The sequence below is a fragment of the Gulosibacter molinativorax genome (assembly GCF_003010915.2).
Lineage (GTDB): Bacteria > Actinomycetota > Actinomycetes > Actinomycetales > Microbacteriaceae > Gulosibacter > Gulosibacter molinativorax.
Genome location: NZ_CP028426.1, coordinates 3,207,419 through 3,230,543, shown reverse-complemented (window position 1 = coordinate 3,230,543; position 23,125 = coordinate 3,207,419). Strand labels below are relative to the sequence as shown.

At 63.5% G+C, this 23,125-nt stretch carries 29 protein-coding genes and 1 pseudogene; 6 read left to right on the top strand and 24 right to left on the bottom strand.

Annotation, left to right across the window (positions count from 1 at the left end; genetic code table 11):
• The first annotated feature begins 235 nt into the window (after positions 1-235).
• The 3 genes from GMOLON4_RS15030 (at position 236) to GMOLON4_RS15020 (ending at position 4,603) form a co-directional block, all read left to right on the top strand.
• Entirely contained in the window at positions 236-1,813 is a 1,578-nt protein-coding gene (locus GMOLON4_RS15030; protein ID WP_051266104.1) for an APC family permease, read from the top strand.
• 414 nt (positions 1,814-2,227) lie between these two features.
• Entirely contained in the window at positions 2,228-3,382 is a 1,155-nt protein-coding gene (locus GMOLON4_RS15025; RefSeq protein WP_026935954.1) for a CaiB/BaiF CoA transferase family protein, read from the top strand.
• A gap of 60 nt (positions 3,383-3,442) precedes the next feature.
• Entirely contained in the window at positions 3,443-4,603 is a 1,161-nt protein-coding gene (locus GMOLON4_RS15020; protein ID WP_026935955.1) for an acyl-CoA dehydrogenase family protein, read from the top strand.
• 860 nt (positions 4,604-5,463) lie between these two features.
• Here GMOLON4_RS15020 and GMOLON4_RS15015 read toward each other — a convergent pair.
• The 22 genes and pseudogenes from GMOLON4_RS15015 to rpsJ all read right to left on the bottom strand — a co-directional run bounded on the left by GMOLON4_RS15015 (position 5,464) and on the right by rpsJ (position 16,949).
• Positions 5,464-6,063 carry an adenylate kinase gene (locus GMOLON4_RS15015; RefSeq protein WP_026935956.1) on the bottom strand — a complete coding sequence of 200 codons (600 nt, stop codon included), beginning with the start codon at positions 6,061-6,063 and terminating at the stop codon, positions 5,464-5,466.
• A complete protein-coding gene (secY, locus tag GMOLON4_RS15010) occupies positions 6,060-7,421 on the bottom strand; it encodes a preprotein translocase subunit SecY (protein ID WP_026935957.1) in 1,362 nt (453 codons plus the stop codon). Before secY ends, GMOLON4_RS15015 begins: the two co-directional genes overlap by 4 nt.
• Before the next feature lie 73 nt (positions 7,422-7,494).
• Positions 7,495-7,965, bottom strand: a complete 471-nt coding sequence (gene rplO, locus GMOLON4_RS15005; RefSeq protein ID WP_035731654.1) for a 50S ribosomal protein L15 — start codon at positions 7,963-7,965, stop codon at positions 7,495-7,497.
• Entirely contained in the window at positions 7,965-8,153 is a 189-nt protein-coding gene (rpmD, locus tag GMOLON4_RS15000) for a 50S ribosomal protein L30 (protein WP_026935959.1), read from the bottom strand. The genes rplO and rpmD overlap by 1 nt, the downstream gene beginning before the upstream one ends.
• The gene (rpsE, locus tag GMOLON4_RS14995; RefSeq protein ID WP_035731657.1) at positions 8,153-8,878 is read right to left on the bottom strand and encodes a 30S ribosomal protein S5; all 726 of its coding nucleotides are present in this window, start codon (positions 8,876-8,878) and stop codon (positions 8,153-8,155) included. The genes rpmD and rpsE overlap by 1 nt, the downstream gene beginning before the upstream one ends.
• Complete coding sequence (gene rplR, locus GMOLON4_RS14990) at positions 8,875-9,234, bottom strand: 50S ribosomal protein L18 (RefSeq protein WP_026935961.1); 360 nt, start codon at positions 9,232-9,234, stop codon at positions 8,875-8,877. Before rplR ends, rpsE begins: the two co-directional genes overlap by 4 nt.
• A gap of 2 nt (positions 9,235-9,236) precedes the next feature.
• Positions 9,237-9,773 carry a 50S ribosomal protein L6 gene (gene rplF / locus GMOLON4_RS14985; RefSeq protein WP_026935962.1) on the bottom strand — a complete coding sequence of 179 codons (537 nt, stop codon included), beginning with the start codon at positions 9,771-9,773 and terminating at the stop codon, positions 9,237-9,239.
• Between the two features lie 6 nt (positions 9,774-9,779).
• Positions 9,780-10,178, bottom strand: coding sequence for a 30S ribosomal protein S8 (gene rpsH, locus GMOLON4_RS14980; RefSeq protein ID WP_026935963.1), 399 nt, complete (start codon positions 10,176-10,178; stop codon positions 9,780-9,782).
• Positions 10,179-10,282: 104 nt separating this feature from the next.
• Positions 10,283-10,867: a 50S ribosomal protein L5 gene (gene rplE, locus GMOLON4_RS14975; RefSeq protein ID WP_026935964.1), complete on the bottom strand. Its 585-nt coding sequence runs from the start codon at positions 10,865-10,867 to the stop codon at positions 10,283-10,285.
• A 90-nt stretch (positions 10,868-10,957) separates the two neighbouring features.
• Positions 10,958-11,278 (bottom strand): annotated as a pseudogene (gene rplX / locus GMOLON4_RS14970) (50S ribosomal protein L24); the annotation flags it as partial.
• 2 nt (positions 11,279-11,280) lie between these two features.
• A complete protein-coding gene (gene rplN / locus GMOLON4_RS14965) occupies positions 11,281-11,649 on the bottom strand; it encodes a 50S ribosomal protein L14 (RefSeq protein ID WP_026935966.1) in 369 nt (122 codons plus the stop codon).
• A 41-nt stretch (positions 11,650-11,690) separates the two neighbouring features.
• Positions 11,691-11,996, bottom strand: a complete 306-nt coding sequence (gene rpsQ, locus GMOLON4_RS14960) for a 30S ribosomal protein S17 (RefSeq protein WP_026935967.1) — start codon at positions 11,994-11,996, stop codon at positions 11,691-11,693.
• The gene (gene rpmC, locus GMOLON4_RS14955; RefSeq protein ID WP_026935968.1) at positions 11,996-12,298 is read right to left on the bottom strand and encodes a 50S ribosomal protein L29; all 303 of its coding nucleotides are present in this window, start codon (positions 12,296-12,298) and stop codon (positions 11,996-11,998) included. The genes rpsQ and rpmC overlap by 1 nt, the downstream gene beginning before the upstream one ends.
• 2 nt (positions 12,299-12,300) lie before the next feature.
• Positions 12,301-12,717 carry a 50S ribosomal protein L16 gene (gene rplP, locus GMOLON4_RS14950; RefSeq protein ID WP_026935969.1) on the bottom strand — a complete coding sequence of 139 codons (417 nt, stop codon included), beginning with the start codon at positions 12,715-12,717 and terminating at the stop codon, positions 12,301-12,303.
• A gap of 2 nt (positions 12,718-12,719) precedes the next feature.
• The gene (rpsC, locus tag GMOLON4_RS14945) at positions 12,720-13,469 is read right to left on the bottom strand and encodes a 30S ribosomal protein S3 (RefSeq protein ID WP_026935970.1); all 750 of its coding nucleotides are present in this window, start codon (positions 13,467-13,469) and stop codon (positions 12,720-12,722) included.
• The gene (gene rplV / locus GMOLON4_RS14940; RefSeq protein WP_035731660.1) at positions 13,469-13,846 is read right to left on the bottom strand and encodes a 50S ribosomal protein L22; all 378 of its coding nucleotides are present in this window, start codon (positions 13,844-13,846) and stop codon (positions 13,469-13,471) included. Before rplV ends, rpsC begins: the two co-directional genes overlap by 1 nt.
• 24 nt (positions 13,847-13,870) lie before the next feature.
• Positions 13,871-14,152, bottom strand: a complete 282-nt coding sequence (gene rpsS, locus GMOLON4_RS14935) for a 30S ribosomal protein S19 (protein ID WP_026935972.1) — start codon at positions 14,150-14,152, stop codon at positions 13,871-13,873.
• A gap of 15 nt (positions 14,153-14,167) precedes the next feature.
• On the bottom strand, positions 14,168-15,007 hold the full coding sequence (gene rplB, locus GMOLON4_RS14930; protein WP_026935973.1) for a 50S ribosomal protein L2: 840 nt from the start codon (positions 15,005-15,007) through the stop codon (positions 14,168-14,170).
• Positions 15,008-15,027: 20 nt separating this feature from the next.
• A complete protein-coding gene (rplW, locus tag GMOLON4_RS14925) occupies positions 15,028-15,327 on the bottom strand; it encodes a 50S ribosomal protein L23 (RefSeq protein WP_026935974.1) in 300 nt (99 codons plus the stop codon).
• The gene (gene rplD, locus GMOLON4_RS14920) at positions 15,324-15,974 is read right to left on the bottom strand and encodes a 50S ribosomal protein L4 (RefSeq protein WP_026935975.1); all 651 of its coding nucleotides are present in this window, start codon (positions 15,972-15,974) and stop codon (positions 15,324-15,326) included. The genes rplW and rplD overlap by 4 nt, the downstream gene beginning before the upstream one ends.
• Before the next feature lie 4 nt (positions 15,975-15,978).
• Positions 15,979-16,632 carry a 50S ribosomal protein L3 gene (gene rplC / locus GMOLON4_RS14915; protein ID WP_026935976.1) on the bottom strand — a complete coding sequence of 218 codons (654 nt, stop codon included), beginning with the start codon at positions 16,630-16,632 and terminating at the stop codon, positions 15,979-15,981.
• Positions 16,633-16,640: 8 nt separating this feature from the next.
• The gene (gene rpsJ / locus GMOLON4_RS14910) at positions 16,641-16,949 is read right to left on the bottom strand and encodes a 30S ribosomal protein S10 (RefSeq protein ID WP_026935977.1); all 309 of its coding nucleotides are present in this window, start codon (positions 16,947-16,949) and stop codon (positions 16,641-16,643) included.
• Between the two features lie 514 nt (positions 16,950-17,463).
• On the opposite strand from rpsJ, the gene GMOLON4_RS14905 reads away from it, so the two are divergent.
• The 3 genes from GMOLON4_RS14905 to GMOLON4_RS14895 all read left to right on the top strand — a co-directional run bounded on the left by GMOLON4_RS14905 (position 17,464) and on the right by GMOLON4_RS14895 (position 20,790).
• Positions 17,464-18,819 carry an ATP-binding protein gene (locus tag GMOLON4_RS14905; protein WP_026935978.1) on the top strand — a complete coding sequence of 452 codons (1,356 nt, stop codon included), beginning with the start codon at positions 17,464-17,466 and terminating at the stop codon, positions 18,817-18,819.
• A gap of 1 nt (position 18,820) precedes the next feature.
• Positions 18,821-19,924 carry a tetratricopeptide repeat protein gene (locus tag GMOLON4_RS14900; RefSeq protein ID WP_026935979.1) on the top strand — a complete coding sequence of 368 codons (1,104 nt, stop codon included), beginning with the start codon at positions 18,821-18,823 and terminating at the stop codon, positions 19,922-19,924.
• A 95-nt stretch (positions 19,925-20,019) separates the two neighbouring features.
• A complete protein-coding gene (locus GMOLON4_RS14895) occupies positions 20,020-20,790 on the top strand; it encodes an isocitrate lyase/PEP mutase family protein (protein ID WP_026935980.1) in 771 nt (256 codons plus the stop codon).
• Between the two features lie 178 nt (positions 20,791-20,968).
• Here GMOLON4_RS14895 and GMOLON4_RS14890 read toward each other — a convergent pair whose 3' ends face one another.
• Both GMOLON4_RS14890 and GMOLON4_RS14885 read right to left on the bottom strand, forming a co-directional pair.
• Positions 20,969-22,678, bottom strand: coding sequence for a hypothetical protein (locus tag GMOLON4_RS14890; RefSeq protein WP_051266107.1), 1,710 nt, complete (start codon positions 22,676-22,678; stop codon positions 20,969-20,971).
• 208 nt (positions 22,679-22,886) lie between these two features.
• The gene (locus GMOLON4_RS14885; protein WP_026935981.1) at positions 22,887-23,090 is read right to left on the bottom strand and encodes an Rv0909 family putative TA system antitoxin; all 204 of its coding nucleotides are present in this window, start codon (positions 23,088-23,090) and stop codon (positions 22,887-22,889) included.
• Between the last annotated feature and the right edge of the window lie 35 nt (positions 23,091-23,125).

The following is a 23,125-nucleotide window of genomic DNA, read 5'->3' as shown; positions in this document are numbered from 1 at the left end:
GACTCTACGACGAGCCGAGCGGAAGCGCATCCATCTAATCGGCTAATGACGCGGCAACCGGCCCCGCATACCGATTATTTCCACCACAGATTGCATTTGTCGCAACGGCGTTGACAAGTCAATCATTGAAATAAAACATAAAGACCTGAAGGTTTGAACCTTCGGCCCGCTGTGATCCGAGCTCGTATTGCTCGCACAGCGATCCCGACAGCCATTGCTCAAAGGAATGAAGCGTATGGACAGCCAACGCAAAGCTGCTGAAGCGGCCTCAACGAACAACGAACACTCCACCACGGAGTTCAAACGAGACATGGGATTCTGGGGCAACCTCGCTCTAGGGTTCACCTACCTATCCCCCGTAGTCGGCGTCTACGCGACCTTCTCGGCATCCATCGCACTCGCGGGCCCACCCGCGTTTTGGATGCTCGTGATCGCTGGCCTCGGTCAGCTACTCGTCGCAACCGTCTTCGGTGAGGTCGTCTCGCAGTACCCCGTCGCTGGCGGCATCTACCCGTGGAACCGACGCCTTTGGGGCGCGAAGTGGGGCTGGATCAGCGGCTGGATCTACATGATCGCAATCAACGCGACCATCGCATCCGTCGCGTACGGCGCCGGACCCTTCTTGGGTGCCCTCCTCGGGATCGAGATGAATGCATCCGCGAACGTGCTCCTCGCGCTGCTAATCATCTTGCTAGCGACGTTCGCGAACCTCGGGGGCACCAAGTTCCTCGCGAAGGTCGCATTCGTCGGCTTCGTCCTCGAGATCATAGCCAGCGCCGTCATCGGTATTTGGTTGCTCATCTCAGTGCGAAAGCACGACCTGTCGGTGCTGTTCCAGGACTTCCGCCCCCTCGAGATGCAGGAAAACACCCCGTTCCTCCTGGCCTTCCTCGGCGCGGCCATTATGGGTATTTACCTCTACTACGGCTTCGAGGCGAACGGTGACGTCGCCGAAGAGGTTCAGAACCCAGGCCGCGTGATCCCGAAGGCCATGCGCATGACGATCTACGTCGGCGGTGTTGCTTCGATGTTCATCGCCCTCGGCCTAATCCTCGCGGTCGGCAGCTTCGAAGACATCATCAACGGTACGATTCCGGACCCGATCAACGCGATCTTCCTCGAAGCCTTCGGCCCCATCGGCTTCAGGATTGTGATGGCGGTCGTGCTCGTCTCTTTCCTCTCGTGCACCATCTCACTGCAGGCTGCGGCCTCGCGCCTGATGTTCTCGATGGGCCGCGACAACCAGCTGCCCGGCGCGAAGTACCTCAAGCGCTTCAACAAGAAGCGCGCAGTGCCCCCGTACGCACTGATCGTCGCCGGCGTGCTCCCCGCGATCGTCGTCGTCATCTCGCTGCTCAGCGAGGATGCGCTCATCGCGATCATCTCGTTCGCGTCCTTTGGCATCTACCTCGCCTTCTCTTCCGTGGTGCTCGCGTCGCTGCGCGCACGCTTCCTCGGCTGGAAGCCATCGGGTGAGTTCACGATGGGTAAGTGGGGTTGGCCCATCACAATCGCGGCGTTCGTCTACCAGATCTTTGCGATGATCATTGTGGCCTGGCCCGTCGCGGATGCGCCGTGGTACGACGCGTGGCTCGTCGCGATCATGGGTGTCGTAGTCGTCGGCGTCGGCTGCATCTACCTATTCACGGCGAAGCCCGAGACGAAGGGCGGCACGGAGGCTGGTATCGCCACTGGCGCGATCGACACGAGTCGATACCCCATCGCCCCAACCGAAGAGATCGTCGATATGGCCGTTCGCCTCGATGGCGGCAATCCGCACCTCTACCCGGACAACCAGGGCCCGCGCGACTAGCCATCACCACCGCTCGGCGCGAGGCTGCTCGGCCTGAACCCGAGTAACGCACCGGTACGGGCGAATACCGAGCAGATGTGGCCGTGAGTACCGCGCCGATCCGGCCGAGGACCGCGCCGATGTTGCCGAGGGTACCCCCGAGAACGCGGTGTACCCCCAAACCACGATCCGAGTACCCCCGAAGTTGCGGGTTACCCTTCTCCTATGAGTGGTATCCCGCAACCTCGGGGGTACTTTGCGTCGGGTGGGGCGGGCGCCGCGCCGCGTGGAGACCGCGCCGGATGGAGCCGGCAATCACCAGTTGCGAACCAACATGTCCGGATTCGCTCCACCGTTGCAGAATCGATTTATCTTTGCGGTAAGATCGTGCCAAATGTGCCATGCGTTGCGCACAGTTTCAGTGAGGAGACCAGCTTGTCGGAAACCCAGTCTCGGCCCGGGCCGCTCAGCAATATTCGAGTGCTCGACCTCTCCCGCGTGCTGGCTGGTCCGCTGACCTCAATGAACCTCGCCGACCTCGGCGCCGACGTCATCAAGGTCGAACGCCCCGGCGCCGGCGATGACACCCGACAGTGGGGCCCCCCGTTTGCCGAAGACGGCACCGCCACCTATTTCCAGACCGCGAACCGCAACAAGCGCTCCATCGCGATCGACTTCCGCGAACCGGCCGGCCTCCAACTCATCCTCGATCTGATCGCGGAGTCGGATGTCGTGGTCGAGAACTACCTCCCCGGCGCCCTCGAACGCGCTGGCATCGACCTCGAAGCGATCCGCAAGGAGCAACCGAGCCTCATCGTCGCAAGCATCACCGGCTTCGGCTCGGCGGGCGGCGCATCCCGCCCCGGCTACGATTTCGTGGCCCAGGCGCTGAGCGGCCTCATGCACGTCACCGGCGAACGCGACGGCGAGGCCATGAAGGTCGGTGTCGCCCTCGTCGACGTTCTCGCGTCGAAGGATTCGACGATCGGCATCCTCGCGGCCCTCCAGCATCGCGACCGCACGGGTGAGGGGATGCGGGTCGAGGTCAACCTGCTCTCGAGCATCCAGGCTGCCTTGGCGAATCAGATTCAGGCGACCGTCGGCGCTGGCGTCGAGCCCACGAGGCTCGGGAACGTGCATCCATCGATCATGCCGTACGAGTCGCTGCCCGCGAGCGACGGCGAGATCGCCGTCGCGATCGGCAACAACAAGCAGTTCCGCGACTTCGTGACGCTGCTTGGTCGGCCAGAACTTGCCGACGACGAGCGCTTCGCCACGAACCCCGACCGAGTCGCCCATCGTCCCGAACTGCGCGAAATTCTGTCCGAGGCCCTCGCATCCGACACCGCCGAGAACTGGCAGGAGCGCTGCGTCGCGGCGAACCTCGCGGTCGGCAAGGTCAACACGATCGGCGAAGGCATCGAGCTCGCGCAGGAACTCGGTATCGACCCGGTCCTCGAACTTGAGCGCGACGGCGTCGCTTCGAAGGGCATCCGTCATCCCGTTCGCTACACGCCCGCGTTCGACATGCCCACGGCTGGCCCGCCCGCCCTCGATGCCGACGGCGACGCCATCCGCGACCGCGTGTGACACCCCACCGCCCAAGACCCACGCACAACCTCACCACATCCCGCACCGAAAGGCCCCGCAATGTCGGATCTGTATGACCTGTTGAACCTTGAGTCCGAGTTCACCGCCGAGGAACTCGAAGTCCGCGACCGCGTCCGCGAGTTCGTTGACCGCCGCATCCGCCCGAACATCGCCGACTGGTACGAGCGCGCGGTCTTCCCGACCGAGATCATCCCCGAGATGGCCGAGCTCGGCCTGCTCGGGATGCACATCAAGGGCTACGGATGCGCGGGGCGCAGCTCGGTCGAGTACGGCATCGCGATGCAGGAGCTCGAGGCCGGCGACTCGGGCCTACGCACGTTCGTATCGGTACAGGGCTCGCTCGCGATGAGCGCGATCGCGAAGCACGGTTCGGAAGAACAGAAGCAGAAGTTCCTCCCCGAGATGGCCGCGGGCCGCACGATTGGCTGCTTCGGCCTCACCGAACCGAACGCGGGTAGCGACCCCGCCGGAATGGAGACCGTCGCGGTGCGCGATGGCGACGACTGGATCCTCAACGGTTCGAAGCGCTGGATCGGCCTCGGCACGATCGCCGACATCGCCATCGTTTGGGCACGCACCGACGAGGGCGTGCGCGGCTTCATCGTCCCGACCGACGCCGAGGGCTTCAAGGCCGAGGCGCTCGAGCCGAAGATGTCGATGCGCGCGTCGATCCAGACCGAGCTGACCTTCGAGAACATCCGCCTCACCGAGGCCGACCGCCTCCCCGGCGCGACCTCGCTGCGCGCTCCGTTCGAGTGCCTCAACGAGGCCCGCTTCGGCATCACCTTCGGCGCGCTCGGCGCCGCTCGGGATGCGTTCGACGTCGCCGCCGCCTACGCCGGCGAGCGCAAGCAGTTCAACAAGCCGCTGGCAGCGTTCCAGCTCACGCAGCAGAAGCTCGTGAACATGGCCCTCGAGCTGAACAAGGGCCAGCTGCTCGCGCTGCGCATTGGCCGGTTGAAGGATGCGGGCAAGCTGTCGCGCGAAATGATCTCGGTCGGCAAGCTCAATAACTGCCGCATCGCGATCGACATCTGCCGCGAGGCACGCACGATCCTCGGCGGCAACGGCATCCTGCTCGACCAGTCGATCATGCGCCACGCGAACAACCTCGAGTCGGTGCGCACGTACGAGGGCACGGACGAGGTCCACACCCTCATCCTCGGCCAGCACCTCACCGGCGAGAACGCCTTCGCGTAGGGCTCGGCATTGCCCCTCCCGCAAACCCGTCACTCACCGTAAACCCCGCGTCACAGAGCGCATCCAGTGACGAGCTTGCGAACACCCCAACCGCAAACCCGTCGCTCGATGCGGTTCCGGCCGCGCCACGAGCATCCCGTGACGGACTTGCGAGCACCCCACCGCAAACCTGTCGCTGGATGTAGTTCCGGCCGCGCCACGAGCATCCCGTGACGGACTTGCGAGCACCCCACCGCAAACCTGTCGCTGGATGTAGTTCCGGCCGCGCCACGAGCATCCAGTGACGAGCTTGCGACGTGGTTGTCGCTAAGTCGCGTGAGTCCGCGCAAAATTGAACACGCATAGGCCCTCAGGAAGTGAATGCTCAGTCCTGAGGGCCTATTTGTGCGCCGCTTCGTGACTCCACATCAATGACCTGAGAATTGACGCTCTTGCAGGACGTTCGACGAGCACGGTAACCCGAACCCGCCCGACCCTGGCTCGGCGAACAAACGTAAAGGCGCAGCGAAACTTCACCCAGGGTCGGCACGCAAGACGAGAATCGTGAAAGGCACCGGGCAAGCCGCTCGAGGACTGGTCACACACCGGGCAAGCCGCTCGAGGACTGGTCACACACCGGGCCGACCGCTCGAGGACTGGTCATGCATCGGGCCAGCCGCTCGAGGATTGGTCACGTACCGGGCTTATGCGTCGCCATAATCCCGCATCTCGACCAATCTCGGGCGCGACTCAGCAAGTCGCACACGGCGCGCAAGTTCTACGCCGACTCAGCAAGACGGCATCCCGCAACCAAGCAAAACGCCCTCACGCAATCAAGCGGGAGGGCGTCAGCCAAATGTCCAATAACCGACACGAAGAAACTAACGACGCGGCTCAAGCCCCTTCACGGCAAGTGCCTCGAGGATGCGCGAGGCAACCTCGTCAACGGAACCCATTCCATCCACCTCGACAACGACGCCGCGCGCGGCGTACACGTCAATCACCGGAGCGGTCTCCGCCTGGTACACCTCCTGGCGGTGGCGGATGATCTCTTCGGTGTCGTCGACGCGACCCTGCTCCTGCGCGCGCTTCAGCAGTCGCTCGACCACGGCATCCGTGTCGGTCACGAGCTGCACGACAGCGTCGATGGCAGCGTCATCACCAAGAAGCGACGTCAGGAACTCAACCTGGCCCACGGTCCGGGGGTAGCCGTCAAGCAGGAAGCCCGGCTCAACGTCGGCCTGCGACAGGCGGTCCGAGATGAGGTCGTTCGTGAGCGAGTCAGGAACGAGCTGGCCCTGCGCAGTGATTTCCTGCACGCGCTTGCCGAGCTCGGTGCCGTTCTTGATGTTGGCGCGGAAGATGTCGCCGGTCGAGATGGCCGGAACGCCATAGGCCTCCGCGAGGCCGGTGGCCTGCGTACCCTTACCGGCGCCCGGGGCACCGACGATCAGCAGACGGATGGGGGCAGTGTTCGTCATCGAAGCAGTCCTTCATAGTTGCGTTGCTGGAGCTGAGCGTCGATCTGCTTGACGGTCTCGAGACCGACGCCAACGAGGATGAGGATAGACGCGCCACCGAACGGGAAGTTCTGGTTGGCGCCAACCGTCGCGAGCGCGATCAGCGGCAGCAGAGCAATGATGCCGAGGTAGATCGAACCCGGGAACGTGATTCGGTTCAGCACATAGCTGAGGTAGTCCGCGGTGGGCTGGCCTGCGCGGATGCCGGGGATGAAGCCCCCCTGCTTGCGCATGTTTTCGGCCACCTCGTCGGGGTTGAACGCGATGTACACGTAGAAGTACGCAAACCCGATCGTGAGCAGGAAGTAGACCAGCATGTAGAGCGGGCTGTCGCCGGTCATGAAGTTGTTCTGAATCCAGACGACCCACTCGGCGGGAGCCTCCCCCGGCGCTGGCTGGTTGAACTGGGCGATCAGCGACGGGATCATCAGCAGCGAGGATGCGAAGATCACGGGGATGACGCCGGCCTGGTTCACCTTGATCGGGATGTACGTCGACTGGCCACCGTAGGTGCGCTTGCCAATCATGCGCCGCGCGTATTGCACGGGGATGCGCCGCTGCGACTGCTCGACGAAGATCACGGCTACCAGCACGGCAAAGGCGATGATCAGGATGATCACGAAGGTGAAGACGCCACCCGCGCCCGAGACGAGTGACCACATGCCAGCGGGAAAGCTCGCCGCGATCGACACGAAGATGAGCAGCGACATTCCGTTACCAATGCCGCGCTCGGTGATGAGCTCACCGAACCACATGATGACGGCGGTTCCCGCGGTCAGCGCGGCGACCATGGTGAGCATCCGCACGACGTTGGTGGTGATGTCGGCACCACTCGACTCGGTGACGAAGTTGAGGACGTTCTGGCAGGCGGGGCTACCGGTTGCGCCGTAGAGGGCACCGGTGCGGGCCACGGTCAGCAGCGTCGTCGACTGCAGAACGGCGAGGCCGATGGTGAGGTAACGCGTGTACTGCGTCAGCGTCGCCTGGCCAGATTGGCCCTCCTTGTGGAGGGACTCGAAGTGTGGGATCACGACGCGCAGAAGCTGGATGATGATCGACGCGGTGATGTACGGCATGATGCCGAGCGCAAAAATTGACAGCTGCGTGAGCGCACCGCCCGAGAACATGTTGAGCATGTTGAAGAGGCTTGCGGTGCCGTCGGCGTTGCCGCCGGCCACACACTGCTGGACATTCGTGTAGTTCACGAAGGGGGCTGGAATTGCGGTACCAAGGCGGTACACGGCAATCATGGCGAGGGTGAACAAAATCTTCCGACGGAGGTCGGGGGTCTTGAACACCCGGGAGATGGCGCTGAACACGCTTGCAGCCTGCTTTCGTGTTGGTGACGTAACAAATGCGGGGCCGGACGCAGCCGACCCCGCATTTGGGAATTTACTTTACGGAGCCGCCTGCAGCGACAATCTTCTGCTCTGCCGAGCTCGAGACCTTGTCAACCGCAATGTTCAGCTTAACCGCAATCTCGCCGGTGCCGAGCACCTTGACGAGTTCGTTCTTGCGAACGGCGCCCTTGTTCACCAAGTCTTCAACCGTGACGTCGCCGCCCTCCGGGTAAAGCTCAGCGAGCGTGTACAGGTTCACGACCTGGTACTCCTTGCGGAACGGGTTCTTAAACCCGCGCAGCTTCGGGGTACGCATGTGCTGCGGCATCTGGCCACCCTCGAACCCGATCGGCACAGTGGTACGTGCCTTCGAGCCCTTGGTACCGCGACCAGCGGTCTTACCCTTGGATGCTTCACCGCGGCCCTTGCGGGTACGCGACTTCTTTGCGCCGGGAGCGGGGCGGAGGTCGTGCAGCTTCAGCGCACGCTCTTCCTGCTCGGTGGCGTTCTCGTTGTTAGTCATTATTCGTTGATCTCCTCAACCTTGACGAGGTGAGCAACCGCGCGGATGTAACCCCGGACCTGCTGCGAGTCCTCGCGAACGACCGACTGGCCGATGCGCTTGAGACCGAGCGAACGGAGCGTGTTGCGCTGGTTCTGCTTCTCGCTGATAACCGACTTAATCTGCGTTACCTTGAGCGAAGTAGCCATTAGTTACCAACCTTTGCAGCCTTGGCAGCCTCTTCGCGGGCACGCGCCTGGTCGCGCAGGATGCGCTCCGGAACGACGTGCTCGACGTCGAGACCACGACGAGCGGCAACTGCAGCGGGCTCTTCGAGCATCTTGAGTGCAGTCACAGTCGCGTGAACGATGTTGATGGTGTTCGAGGAACCGAGCGACTTGCTCAGCACGTCGTGGATACCGGCGCACTCGAGTACGGCGCGGACCGGACCACCGGCGATAACACCGGTACCCTGTGCAGCCGGGCGAAGCAGAACGACGCCTGCTGCCGACTCACCCTGGACGGGGTGCGGGATGGTGTTCAGGACGCGGGGAACGCGGAAGAAGTTCTTCTTTGCTTCCTCGACACCCTTAGCAATCGCGAGTGGAACCTCGCGCGCCTTGCCGTAACCAACACCGACGAGGCCCTTGCCATCGCCGACGACGACGAGTGCGGTGAAGCTGAAGCGACGACCACCCTTGACGACCTTGGAGACACGGTTGATCGTGACGACGCGCTCGAGGAACTCGTTCTTCTCTGCTGCGTTGTCGCGGCCACCGCGGCCACCACGGCCACCCTGCTGGCGGTCACGGTTACCACCGCGGCGCTGGCGACGGTCGTCACCCTCGCGGGTGTTCGACTCGCTCGACGCTGCGGTCTCGACCGGCTTGTCGGCGATGTTGTCGGGGACGTTGTTTTCGATGTTCTCGCTCACAGGCTCAGCCCTGCCTCTCGTGCTCCATCAGCGATGGCCGCAACGCGACCGGCGTACTTGTTTCCGCCGCGGTCGAAGACTGCTGCTTCAACGCCGGCCTGCTTGGCGCGCTCGCCGAGCAGCTCGCCTACGCGGCGTGCCTTGGCGGTCTTGTCGCCCTCGAACTGGCGCAGGTCCGCTTCCATGGTGGAAGCCGATGCCACGGTGTGGCCCTGTGCGTCGTCGATGAGCTGAACGAATACGTGACGCGCCGAACGGGTAACAACCAGACGCGGGCGCTGCGCGTTTCCGGTGATCTTCTTGCGCAACCGTGCGTGGCGACGGCCACGGGCTGCTTGCTTGCTCGTGTGAGACATGCTTACTTACCAGCCTTTCCGGCCTTGCGGCGTACCTGTTCGCCTTCGTAACGGATGCCCTTGCCCTTGTAGGGTTCCGGCGGCTTAATCTTGCGGATGTTGGCAGCAACTTCGCCAACCTGCTGCTTGCTGATACCGCTGACCGTGATCTTGTTCTGGCCCTCAACGGCAAACGTGATGCCGTCAGGAGCGTCGAAGCTGACCGGGTGCGAGAAGCCGAGTGCGAACTCGAGCGACGAACCCTTGGCCTGAACACGGTAACCGGTACCGACGACCTCGAGGGACTTCTTGTAGCCCTCGGTGACGCCGACGATGTTATTGAAGATGAGGGTGCGGGTCAGGCCGTGCAGTGCACGCGATTCGCGCTCGTCGTTCGGGCGGGTGACGAGCACCTGGCCCTCTTCAACCGAAGCCTCGATGGGCGATGCGACGGTGAGTGCGAGCTCACCCTTCGGGCCCTTCACTGCAACCTCAGCGCCGTCGATCTTTACCTCGACGCCGCTAGGAATCTGAATGGGGAGTCGACCAATACGCGACATTCTGTATCACCATACGTAGGCGAGGACTTCCCCACCTACGCCCTTCGCGTCTGCCTCGCGGTCCGTGAGGATGCCGGAGGAAGTGGACAGGATCGCGATGCCGAGGCCACCAAGAACGGTGGGGAGCTCCGTCGACTTCGCGTAGACGCGCAGGCCCGGCTTCGAGACACGCTTGATGCCCGAGAGTGCGGGGCGGCGGTCTCCACCAAACTTGAGCGAGATGTTCAGAGTCTCTCCAACGCGAGCGGCATCTGCGCTCCAGTCCGAGATGTAACCCTCACGCTTGAGGATGTCGGCAATGCTCTTCTTGAGCTTCGAGCTAGGCAGCGACACGGAGTCGTGGTGCGCTTTGCTCGCGTTGCGCAGACGCGTAAGCATATCTGCGACGGGGTCGGTCATAGTCATGACGCGATATTTCCTTTCGCCTGGTTTCGACGTCCCGTACACGGGGCGCCGACCTTAGGTGTAAGGCCCGCCCACGGATGTGGGCGGGCCAAAGAGCTATCTTACTACTTCGATAGCCCTGCGTGGTACGGGAATCCGAGCGCCGTCAGAAGCGCGCGACCGGATTCGTCGTCCTGTGCAGTCGTGACAACCGTGATGTCCATACCGCGCGGGCGGTCGATCTTGTCGGGATCGATTTCGTGGAACATCACCTGTTCGGTGAGACCGAAGGTGTAGTTGCCCTTGCCGTCGAACTGCTTGTCCGAGAGACCGCGGAAGTCGCGGATACGGGGCAGAGCGAGCGACAGGAGCCGGTCGAGGAACTCCCACATGCGGTCGCCACGCAGCGTGACGTGAGCACCGATGGGCTGACCCTCACGGAGCTTGAACTGCGCGATCGACTTGCGTGCGCGGGTGACCTTGGGCTTCTGGCCGGTGATGAGTGTGAGGTCCGAGACCGCACCATCGATCAACTTGCCATCCTGAGCGGCACGACCGACACCCATGTTGACCACGATCTTCTCGAGAGTCGGAACCTGGTGTACGTTCTTGACGCCGAGCTCCTCCTGGAGCTTCGCCTTAAGTTCCTCGCGGTACTTCACCTTGAGTCGGGGCTGGATTTTGCCAGCTCCCGTGGCATTTTCAGTCATGCGCTACTCGCTGTCCTTTGCTGCAGCCTTCTTCGTGGCTGCCTTCTTGGTGGTCTTCTTCTCGGCCGGCTTTGCGGCGCGGCGAGTGGTCTTGAAGACACGGGTACGAACGGTCTTGGTGACGCCGTCCTTCTCGACTTCCTCTTCCTTGACACCGGTGCGGGTACCGCGGCCGGTCTCAGGGTCGACGAGTGCGACGTTGGACACGTGGATCGGAGCCTCAACGGTCTCGCGACCGCCGGTCTTCGTCCCACGCTGCGTCTGGCCTTCGCGTACGTGCTTGGTCACGTAGTTGACGCCTTCAACGATCACGCGCTGCTGAGCAACGAGGACTTCGAGGACCTTGCCCTGCTTGCCCTTGTCGCCACCGGAGATGACCTCGACGAGGTCGTCCTTGCGAATCTTCGCCATGGTTAGAGCACCTCCGGAGCGAGCGAAATGATCTTCATGAACCGCTTGTCGCGCAGCTCGCGGCCCACTGGGCCGAAGATGCGGGTACCGCGGGGTTCGCCGTCTGCCTTGAGGATGACGGCTGCGTTCTCGTCGAACTTGATGTACGAACCGTCAACGCGACGCGTCGGCTTCTTCGTGCGAACGACGACCGCCTTGACGACGTCGCCCTTCTTCACGTTGCCGCCGGGGATTGCATCCTTGACGGTTGCGACGATGGTGTCACCGAGGCCGGCGTAACGACGGCCTGATCCTCCGAGCACACGGATAGTGAGGAGCTCCTTGGCGCCGGAGTTATCGGCGACCCGGAGTCGGGATTCTTGCTGAAGCATGTGTCAGTCTCCTTGGCTGTATTCAGCGAGCAGGCCGAGGCCTACTTCGCCTTTTCGAGGATCTCGACCAGGCGCCAGCGCTTGGTGGCGCTCAGGGGACGGGTCTCGGCGATGCGAACGAGGTCGCCGATGCCGGCGATGTTGTTCTCGTCGTGCACCTTGATCTTGGTGGAGCGGCGGATCACCTTGCCATAAAGGGGGTGCTTCACGCGGTCCTCAACCAGGACGGTGATGGTCTTTTCCATCTTGTCGCTGGTGACGTAGCCACGGCGGGTCTTGCGGTAGTTGCGCTGGAGCGTCTCGCCGCTGACCTCGGCTGCAGCCGAGTTGGTGTTGGTCTCAGCCATTAGTTGGTCTCCTCAGTAGTAGCGGCGGCCTCAGACTTCTTCGCACGGGTCTTCTTCGCCGGCTTTTCAGCGGGCGTCGGAGTCGCACGGATGCCGAGCTCGCGCTCACGGAGCACCGTGTAGATGCGAGCGATGTCGCGCTTGACGGCGCGGATGCGACCGCGCTCTTCAGCCTGACCGGTTGCGGCCTGGAAGCGCAGGTTGAACAGCTCTTCCTTGGCCTTCTTCAGCTCGTCTGCAAGACGGCCGTTCTCCATGGTGTCGAGCTCGTTAATGGCGAGCTCTTTCGATCCAATCGCCATGTTTACTCGCCTTCCTCACGGGTAATGATGCGTGCCTTGAGCGGCAGCTTGTGAATTGCACGGGTAAGTGCCTCACGAGCCAGTTCTTCGTCAACGCCACCGACCTCGAAGAGGACGCGGCCCGGCTTGATGTTGGCAACCCACCACTCGGGCGAACCCTTACCGGAACCCATTCGGACTTCGGCAGGCTTCTTGGTGATCGGACGGTCCGGGAACACGTTGATCCAGACCTTTCCGCCACGCTTGATGTGACGGGTCATCGCGATACGTGCGGCTTCGATCTGACGGTTGGTCAGGTAAGCCGGGGTCAGTGCCTGGATACCGAACTCACCGAACGTAACCTTGGTGCCACCGGTAGCCTGACCCGAGCGACCCGGGTGGTGCTGCTTGCGGTGCTTTACTCGACGTGGAATCAGCATTCTTAGCCCTCCGCTCCCGCGGCAACCTGCTCGTTACGACGGTTGCGGCGCGGACGATCGCCGCGGTGATCGCGCGACGACTTCTGATTGGCCTGCTCGCGAGCAAGCTCCTTGTTGGTCAGGTCACCCTTGTAGATCCACACCTTGACACCGATACGACCGTACGTGGTCTTGGCCTCGTAGAAGCCGTAGTCGATGTTGGCGCGGAGGGTGTGCAGGGGCACACGGCCCTCGCGGTAGAACTCCGAACGGCTCATTTCAGCACCGCCGAGACGGCCCGACACCTGGATACGAATACCCTTGGCGCCGGCGCGCTGTGCACCCTGGAGGCCCTTACGCATCGCGCGGCGGAATGCCACACGTGCGGCGAGCTGCTCAGCGATGCCCTGAGCGACGAGCTGTGCTTCCTGGTCGGGGTTCTTCACCTCGAGGATGTTCAGCTGGATCTGCTTGCCGGTGAGCTTCTCGAGCTCGGCGCGGATGCGTTCTGCTTCAGCACCGCGGCGACCGATCACGATGCCCGGACGGGCGGTGTGAATGTCAACGCGGACGCGGTCGCGAGTGCGCTCGATTTCGATGTACGCGATACCTGCGCGGTCAAGCGACTCGGTCAGGTAGTTGCGGATCTGGACGTCTTCCTTCACGTAGTCCGCGTAGCGCTGACCCGGCTTGGTCGAGTCTGCGTACCAGCGCGACCGGTGGTCGGTCGTGATGCCGAGGCGGAAGCCGTACGGATTGATTTTCTGGCCCATTACGCCTCCTGCTCAACGGTGTCAACCGCGGGGGTCGACACGACTACGGTGATGTGGCTGGTGCGCTTGTTGATGCGTCCTGCACGGCCCTGGGCGCGTGGACGGAAACGCTTCAGCGTCGCTCCTTCGTCAACGAACACGGTGCTGACGTACAGGTCGCGCTCGTCGAGGTACTCGTTGCTGTTGTCAGCCTTGACACGCGCGTTTGCGATTGCCGAGGCAACAGCCTTGTAAACAGGCTCCGAGGCACCCTGGGGTGCGAACTTCAGAATGGCTAGCGCTTCAAGCGCCTGCTTACCGCGAATCAGGTCGACGACGCGGCGAGCCTTCTGAGGGGTAACGCGGATGTGTCGCGCGCGGGCGATCGACTCCACCATAATTTCCTCCTTCGTGCCACCGCGTTAGCGGCGGCGACCCTTCTTGTCGTCCTTCTCGTGACCGCGGAAGGTGCGGGTCGGCGCAAATTCGCCGAGCTTGTGGCCAATCATCGACTCGGTAACGAATACCGGGATGTGCTTGCGACCGTCGTGGACCGCGATGGTGTGACCGAGCATGTCGGGCACGATCATCGAGCGGCGTGACCAGGTCTTGATGACGTTGTTCGAACCGGCTTCGTTCTGCTTGAGCACCTTCTGTAGCAGGTGCTCGTCAACGAAGGGGCCCTTCTTAAGACTGCGAGGCATCTTCTTGAACTCCTACTACTTGCGCTTCTTGCCAGTCGGGCGGCGGCGGACGATGTACTTGTCAGACTCGAGGTTCGGCTTGCGAGTGCGGCCTTCCTTCTGGCCCCAAGGGCTGACAGGGTGACGACCACCGGAAGTGCGACCTTCACCACCACCGTGCGGGTGGTCGATCGGGTTCATGACAACACCACGGACGGTCGGGCGAACGCCCAGCCAGCGCTTACGGCCGGCCTTACCGAGGTCGATGTTCGCCTGCTCGGCGTTGCCGACCTCACCAATGGTGGCGCGGCAGCGTGCGTCGACGTTGCGAACTTCACCCGAGGGCAGACGGAGCTGCGCGTAGGGGCCGTCCTTAGCAACGAGACGAACCGAGGCGCCAGCCGAACGTGCCATCTTTGCGCCACCGCCGGGGCGGAGCTCGACAGCGTGCACGACGGTACCGGTCGGGATGTTGCGCAGCGGCAGGTTGTTACCGGGCTTGATGTCAGCCTCGGGACCCGACTCGATGATGTCGCCCTGCTTGATCTTGTTCGGCGCCAGGATGTAACGCTTGGTGCCGTCCACGAAGTGGAGCAGTGCGATGCGTGCGGTGCGGTTGGGGTCGTACTCGATGTGTGCAACCTTCGCGTTCACGCCGTCCTTGTCGTTACGGCGGAAGTCGATTACACGGTACTGACGCTTGTGGCCACCACCGATGTGGCGGGTGGTGATGCGTCCCTGATTGTTGCGGCCACCGGTCTTCGGAAGCGGCTTGAGCAGCGACTTCTCCGGGGTGGTGCGGGTGATCTCGGTGAACTCCGAAACCGAACCAGCACGGCGACCGGGGGTCGTGGGCTTAAATTTGCGAATCGCCATTATTTATCTCAGTCCTCCGGTTAGCCGACGTTCGAGAAGATGTCGATAGTGCCGGACTTCAGGGTGACGATGGCGCGCTTGGTGTTCTTGCGCTTGCCAGTACCGAAGCGGGTACGACGCGTCTTGCCCTGTCGGTTCATGATGTTTACGCGGTCAACGTCAACGCTGAAGATCTGCTCGATAGCGAACTTGACCTCAACCTTGTTTGCTTCCGGGGCTACCTCGAAGGTGTACTGACCCTGGTCAATGAGGGCGTAGCTCTTCTCGGAAATCACCGGGCGGATGATGACATCGCGCGGGTCCTTGTTGATGTCGCTCATGCCTGCTGCTCCTTGTTGGTCTTGGATTCAACGAAGCCGTCGAACGCATCCTTGAGGAACACGACGTCGTCAGCGTTCAACACGTCGTACGCGTTGAGCTGGCTTGCCGAGAGCACGTGGGCGTACTCGATGTTGCGGACCGACTTGCGGGTGATCTGGTCATCCTGGTCAACAACCACGAGGACCTTGGTGCCCTGTGCTGCGGTGCGGAATGCGTTGATTGCGGCGCGGGTCGAGGGGACGTCGCCCGAGACGAGCTCGGTGAAGACGTGGATCTGGCCGTTGCGAGCGCGGTCCGAGAGCGACTGCAGCAGAGCTGCGGCAATCATCTTCTTGGGGGTGCGCTGTGCGTAGCTGCGCGGGGTCGGGCCGTGGACGATACCACCGCCGCGGTGCTGCGGCATACGGATCGAACCCTGACGGGCGTTACCCGTGCCCTTCTGCTTGAACGGCTTGCGGCCGGCGCCCGAGCGCTCGCCGCGGTTCTTGGTCTTGTGGGTGCCCTGGCGAGCAGCGGCCTGCTGCGCGACAACAACCTGGTGGATGAGGGCTACGTTTGCTTCGAGGCCGAAGATCGACTCGGGAAGCTCAACGGTGCCCGACTTCTTGCCGGTTGCGTCGAGGACGTCAATGGTGTTGGCAGCCATGTGGCTAGGCCCCCTTCACTGCGTTACGGACGAATACGAGGCGGCCCTTGGCACCGGGGACGGCACCCTTGACCAGGAGCAGGTTGCGCTCGACGTCGACGCCGTGAACCAGAAGGTTCTGGACGGTGACGCGGTCGCTTCCCATGCGGCCGGACATGCGCGTGCCCTTGAAGACACGGCTGGGGGTTGCCGAAGCACCGATCGAACCGGGCTTGCGGTGGTTCTTGTGGGCACCGTGCGATGCGCCAACACCCTTGAAGTTGTGGCGCTTCATGGTTCCAGCGAAACCCTTACCCTTCGAGGTACCAACGACGTCGACCTTCTGGCCGGCTTCGAAGATTTCGACGGTGAGTTCCTGGCCGAGCTCGTAGTCCGCTGCGTCAGCGGTACGGATCTCGGTGAGGTGGCGACGCGGGGTCACACCTGCGGCGGCGAAGTGACCGGCGGCAGGCTTGTTCACCTTGCGCGGGTCGATCGCGCCAGCGGCGATCTGGATGGCCTCGTAGCCGTTCTTCTCGGTGTTGAGAATCTGGGTTACTACGTTCGGGCTCACCTGGATGACGGTGACGGGGATCATCCGGTTCTCGGAGTCCCACTGCTGGGTCATACCAAGCTTGGTGCCGAGCAGCCCCTTGTAGGTCTTAGTAGCGGTAGGCATGAATTCCTCTAGAGCTTGATCTCGATGTTGACGTCGGCCGGCAGGTCGAGGCGCATAAGCGAGTCGACAGCCTTCGGCGTGGGGTCGACGATGTCGATCAGACGCTTGTGGGTGCGCTTCTCAAACTGCTCGCGGCTGTCCTTGTACTTGTGGGGCGAACGGATAACCGTTACCACGTTCTTCTCCGTCGGCAGCGGGACTGGCCCGATGACGGATGCACCAGCGCGCGTTACGGTGTCTACAATCTTGCGCGCGGAGTTGTCGATGACCTCGTGGTCATACGACTTCAGTCGGATGCGGATTTTTTGTCCCGCCATGTCCTACTCCTCATTAGTTGGGGCTATTAATTGGCCTCACATGCATTGCTGGACTGCGCTTGCAGTTCGCGTGCACCACTGTTTTTCTGTCAAGTTCACCGGCCCGTAAGCGCGTACGCTCGGGCAGATGTACGGCATCAGTGGGTGAGGCCCGTGGGCCTTGCCCGGTGATACCGGAGCCGTGCTCTGCTGCCGGAGGAAATGCCTACCCCGCAGATGCGGTGGGCATGTCACAATCGCGACAGTGATTCGGGCGCCTGCCTATGGCACGCCCGAAATGTTGAACTATGCAAGTGTAGATGGACACTTCAAGTTCATGCAACCCGGGCGTGTCGGATTTTTCAGAAGTTTCCTGAGTACTTCGCTTCGGGTTTCGGTCCCTGAGTAGCGCGAAGCGCGTATCGAAGGGCCTCACGGACCTTGAGTAGCGCGAAGCGCGTATCGAAATGGTGCCGAACGTTTCGATACGGCGCTTCGCGCCTACTCAACGTTCGAACGCCTACACTCCCCTACTGTGGGTGAATCTTCGCAGAACGAGTTCGTACAGATAATACGGGATGCGGTCGCCGCCGACCCCTCGAACGTCGGCTTGCGTGCCGATCTCGTGGAGCTTCTGCTCGAGCACGACCTCGACGCAGTGGTGCCGGAGATCGACGCGCTCGCGCAGCACGGCGCGAACCCCCAGACCGTTGCCGTGCTTCGTGCTCGTGCGGCGGCCGCGCGGCTGCGCGCCGAGAAGACGGGTGGAACGAGCGGCAGCGCCTGGCAGCAGGGCGTGGATGCCGACCCCGCGTCGCAGCAGACCGCACACTTCCAGCCGCCCCTGCAGCCAGGCCAGCCCTCGCATCCAACCCAGCCCTCGCATCCAGCCCAGCCCGCGCATCCGGCCCAGCCAGGCCAGCCCGCGCATCCACCCCAGCAGCCAACAGGCGGCGACCAGTTCCCTATTAACGTCTCCGCCTCGGGTTTCGAACAGGATGCGCAGCCGATGTTCGAGGTGGAGCGCCCGCGGGTGCGGCTCACCGATGTCGCGGGGATGCACGAGGTCAAGCAGCACCTCGAGGCCGCGTTCCTCGGTCCGATGCGCAATCCCGAGCTCGCGCGGATGTACGGCCAGGTCGCGCGCGGCAGCCTCCTCATGTACGGCCCGCCGGGATGCGGCAAGACGTTTATTGCGCGGGCAATCGCGGGCGAGCTGGGCGCGAATTTCTTGCACGTGACTCTGGCCGACATCATGGGCCCGTACTGGGGCGAGACCGAGAAGGCGATCCACGCGGTGTTCCAACAGGCTCGTGAGCAGCGTCCCTGCGTGGTCTTTTTTGACGAGTTCGACGCGATCGGTGGGCGCCGCACCTCGGGGAACGCGTCCTCTCAGTCCCTGCGCATGATGGCGAGTCAGCTACTCGTCGAGCTCGATGGCGTGCAGGACTCGAACGACGGCATCTACGTGCTCGCGGCGACGAACCGGCCGTGGGATATCGACCCGGCGCTGCGCCGCCCCGGTCGTTTCGACCGCACGGTGCTCGTGCTGCCGCCGGATGAGGTCGCGCGCGGGAGCATCATTGCCGGCAGCCTGCGCGACAAGCCCGCGGCCCAGATCGACATTCCCGAACTCGTCCGCCGCACCAGCGAGTTCTCGGGCGCCGACCTCAGCTATGTCGTCGACACCGCGGTACAGAACGCGTTCGCGCAGGCGATGCGCGACGGCCAGCCGCGGATGATCGGCACGCACGACCTGGTGCGGGCCGTGGGCGCCATCACGCCGTCCACGCGTGCCTGGTTCGAGCAGATCAAGCCGGTGCTCGAGTACGGCGTCGATGACGGCACGTTCGGGCAGCTGCGGGCGTACCTGCGACAGCACCGGATTTAGCGTGAACATCCAAGCGCTGCAGCAGATCCAGGGGTATCTCAATGCGGGTAGGCACGACCGTGCCCTCGATATTGCCCGCGCGGGGCTCGCGCGCGACCCCACCTCGGCGCGTCGCCACCTCGCCGTTGCCCTCGCTGAGCTCGGCCTCGAGCACTTCCCCGAGGCCGAGCGGCACGCGGGCATTGCCACATCCGATCCCGAAGTAGCCCCGACAGCATGGCACACGATCGGCACCGCATTGCGAAGCATCCCTGGCCGTAAGCAGGATGCGATCGGGGCCGCGGCGACGGCCGTGCGGCTGAACCCCAACGAGTGGACCTACCGGGCGGGGTTGGCCGCCACGCTGTCCGACGCCGACCGCAAGCAGGAGGCACTCGGCGAGGCGCACGCCGCCGTGCAGCTTGCGGCGAATGCCGACGATTGGGCGCAGGCGATGATGATCCTCGCCTACCACCAAGCCGCCTTCCACCAACGCAAGCAAGGTCTCGAGACGGCGGCCGCAGCGCTCTCCCACGACCCCACCAATATCAGCCTGCAGCAGGGATATCTCAAGGTGCAGGCGCTCGCCGGTCGCCACGCGCAAGGGCTGTCGACCGCGCTCGCCGTGCTGCGCGCATCCCCCACTGACCGCGAACCGACGACGTTTGCGAGCATCGCCCTCTACACCGTCGGATTCCGCATCGTGATGCTCCTGCTGGTGTTGTCGTTCCTGGTGGGCATAATCGCGATCGCGATCCCTTCAGTACTGCTGGAGTCAGGCACCAGTGGCTCTTCTTCCTGGGATACCGAGGTGCCGCCGCTTTTGCACTGGTCAATCCGATTTGGTGGACTGGCCGGCCTCGCCGGCATGGCACTCATTTTGTATTGGCAGTTGCGGCCAGCCCGCGAAATAACCGTGCGCCACGCGCTTTGGACATTCGCCCGGAAGTCATTCGTCAGCTGGGTCTTGATCGTGGGCGCCGGGCTCATCGCGCTGTGTTATCTCGCCGCGCTTGCCCTCGGCCCACTCTCGTTTTTCGCGGTGATGTTGCCGCTGCCACTCGCGATAGGAATGTGGTGGATTCACGGCACGGCGGGCTGGATGCTCCCCCGCTACGGCAGTTAATCCCCACGATGTTTGAGTAGCGCCTTATGGCGCGTATCGAAAACTGCCACACCCTTCGGAGCCAATTTGAATGCGCGGTATCTACGGTCGGCACCATGAGCATTCAAGACAAGGCCCTCGTCCTCAAGCAACTTCACGAAGCCGACACGATCCTGCGCGTGGTGAACGTGTGGGATGCGATCACCACCAAGGTCGTCGCAGACCTCCCCGAGACCAAGGCGATCGCGACCGCCGGGCACTCGATCGCCGCATCCCACGGCTACGCCGACGGTGAGATTCCTCTCGACCTCGCGCTCGCCGCGGTCGAGCGCATCGTGAACGCGACCGAGCTCCCGGTGACCGCCGACCTCGATGCCGGCTTCGGCGACCCCGGCGAGACGGTCCGTCGCGCGATTGGCGTCGGCGTCGTCGGCGCCAATGTTGAGGACCGCCTCGTGCCCTTCGACGAGGCGGTCGCAAACGTGCGCGCCATCGTCGCGGCGGGCGAGGCCGAGGGCGTCGACTTCCAGCTCAACGCCCGCACCGATGCGATCGTGCGCGGCGGCGATCGGCCGCTGGATGAGAGCCTCAAGGATGCGATCGAGCGCGGCAAGGCATTCCTGGATGCGGGTGCCTCGCTCGTGTTTGTCCCCGGAGTCCTCGACCGAGCCGCCACTGAGACGCTCGTCGCCGGGCTCGGCCCGGGCAAGCTCAGCGTGATCGGCCTGCCCGGCGCACTCTCGGCCGCCGAGTACGAATCCCTCGGCGTCGCCCGCATCTCTTACGGCCCGACCACCCAACGCGTTGCGCTGCGCGCCTACCGAGACCTCGCGACGGATCTCTACGGCAGTGGCGTCATCCCCGAGGACACCCCTGCGCTGAACTAGCGCCTTCACCACGATGTTCGAGTAGCGCCGGAGGCACGTTTCGATGTTCGAGTAGCGCCGGAGGCCGTACCCTCCGTTGGCCGAGTAGGCCGCAGGCCGTATCGAAGTCCCGGTGGTTTTCGATACGCGCCTGCGGCGCTACTCAAACATCGAAGCGGCCTACGGCCCGCTCTAGCAGCTAGATATCGTCGCCAAAGAGCACGTCGAGGTTGCCCTCTTCGCGCAGTTCGAGGTAGCGATCGGTTGCCGAGTCGAGGAAGACCTTGACCGTCTGGTACGGGCTCACGAGCCAGCCGCCTTCCTCCCGCACCACGACGAGGCCAAGCTGGTCCCAGCCAAGCTCCGAGAAGGGCGCCCAGTCGGTGAGGCACGCCGGGCTCATTCCGGGTGCGGATGCGCAGTACCCGTCGATCTCCAGCGTCTCACCCTGGTAGGTCACCGTAAGGGCCGAGGGCAGCACCATCGTGACGCCGCCGCTCTCGATCTGTTCAAACTGCCCGCCGAGGCTGAAGCCCGCCGAGAAGTCGTCGTCGGTATCCTGCGAGAGTTCCTGCAGCGCAGGCAGCACATAGAGCGATACGAGCGTGCGCTCCGCCTCGCTGAGCACACCGATTCCCGGTTCAACACCCGAGCTGCTCCCGCCACCCGACAGCGAGAACGCATCCGCGATACCGGTCGCGAACTGCATCCCCGCTTCCTCGGGACTCGCGGCGGGTTGCGCATCCAACACCGTGTCGCCGACGGCCCAGCCGCTAGCACCGAGCATGCTCGACGTCATGCCGGTCGCAGCGAGGTTGACGGCCGTCATGACCTGGCTGACGTACCAGCTTCCACTCTCGTGCACGGTGACGATGCCCAGGCCGTCGGGCAGCTGCTGGAGATCCTCGCTCCCCTGCGCGAGGTCGTACTCGTACGGGAATTCGATGTCGAGCTGGTCGTCCGTGATTAGCATCGCAGCGTCGAGCGCCTCGCTTTCCGAGGCGCCGCCCGCGATCTGCGCCTCGTACTGCAGGCCCCGCGCGAGGTCCACGAGCGAGGTCTTGAACGCTTCCTCATCGCCGTCGAAAGTCAGTGTGCCCTCGGTGATCGTGACGACTTCGACGCCTTCGGTGATGGCCTCGGTCTCGTAGACAAAGTCGCCCTGGTCAACGTTGACCGCGGATGAGACGCCCTTGAGCGAATCCGAGATCGGCGGGATGCCCGTGTCGCTGTCGCTGCCCGCCTCGCCGAGGCCCGCATCCTGCAGCTTGAGCAGCGCATCCTGGAAGATCTCGCGCTCGCTCGGTGCCGTGCCGATCGCCGTATCGACGATATTGAAGGATGCGATCGAGCCGACATAGTTGTCTACCGCGGCCTCGGGGTTGCGCGCGCCGCCGAGGTTGCCGAGGAACGAGATTCCGCCCCAGATCCCGAGCGCGATGACGACGACGCCCGCGATGCCGATGATCCACCACTTGTTGCGATTCTTCGTGGCGCGCGGCGGACGAGGTTGTCTTGGCTGGTTGGCCTGCCCGTAGGCGCCGGCTTGGCCGTACGTGCCACCCTGAGCGTAGGTACCGCCATGATTGTAGGTACCGCCCTGGCCGTAGTTCGTGGTTTGGCCATAACCCGGCCGACCGTACTGACCTGACTGATTCGCCTGACCCGGCTGCCCGTAGTTTCCCTGGGCCGCGTTCGGCGCCTGTCCGCCCTGCTGCTGGCCGAAACCCTGTTGCTGGCCATAACCGGGCTGCTGGCCATAACCCTGCTGCTGGCCGGGTTGACCCGGCCGCCCCGCCTGCCCTTGCTCTCCCGACCCGTCGCCCGAGTAGCTCCCGTAGGACCCACCCCCGTACGCCGAACCGCCCTGCTGTTCAGGATGCTGTGGGTTGTTCGGGTCGTAGGTCATGGCTTCTCATCTCACTCAGGTTCCGGCGCGCAATGGCCAGAGGCTAGCAATCCGAGAACACCAAACGGCCAACTCCCCATACCCCGGTTGTACGGTTCCGCGCAGAGATCACGCCGTGGTGGGACAACTCGAGCAACAAAAGGAAGCGGGCGGGGCGACGCCACTGCGTCGCCCCGCCCGCTTCGGGGTTCTCAACTAGAGATTCGCGCTACTTCGCGTTCGCGTCCTGGTCACCCTGGTTGAACATCTCGCCGAGCTTGTCGGCTGCACCGTCGATCTGCTCGTCATATTTGCCGCCGGTCGCGTTCTTCGCACCTTCGGCGACCTGGTTGATTGCCTGTTCCGCCTGCTGCGGGTCGACGTTCTTCGCTGCGTCACCGAGCTGCTCGCCGATCTTGCCGAAATCTACCATCGGTATTCCTTCTCGTTTCGATTCATTCTGCGGTT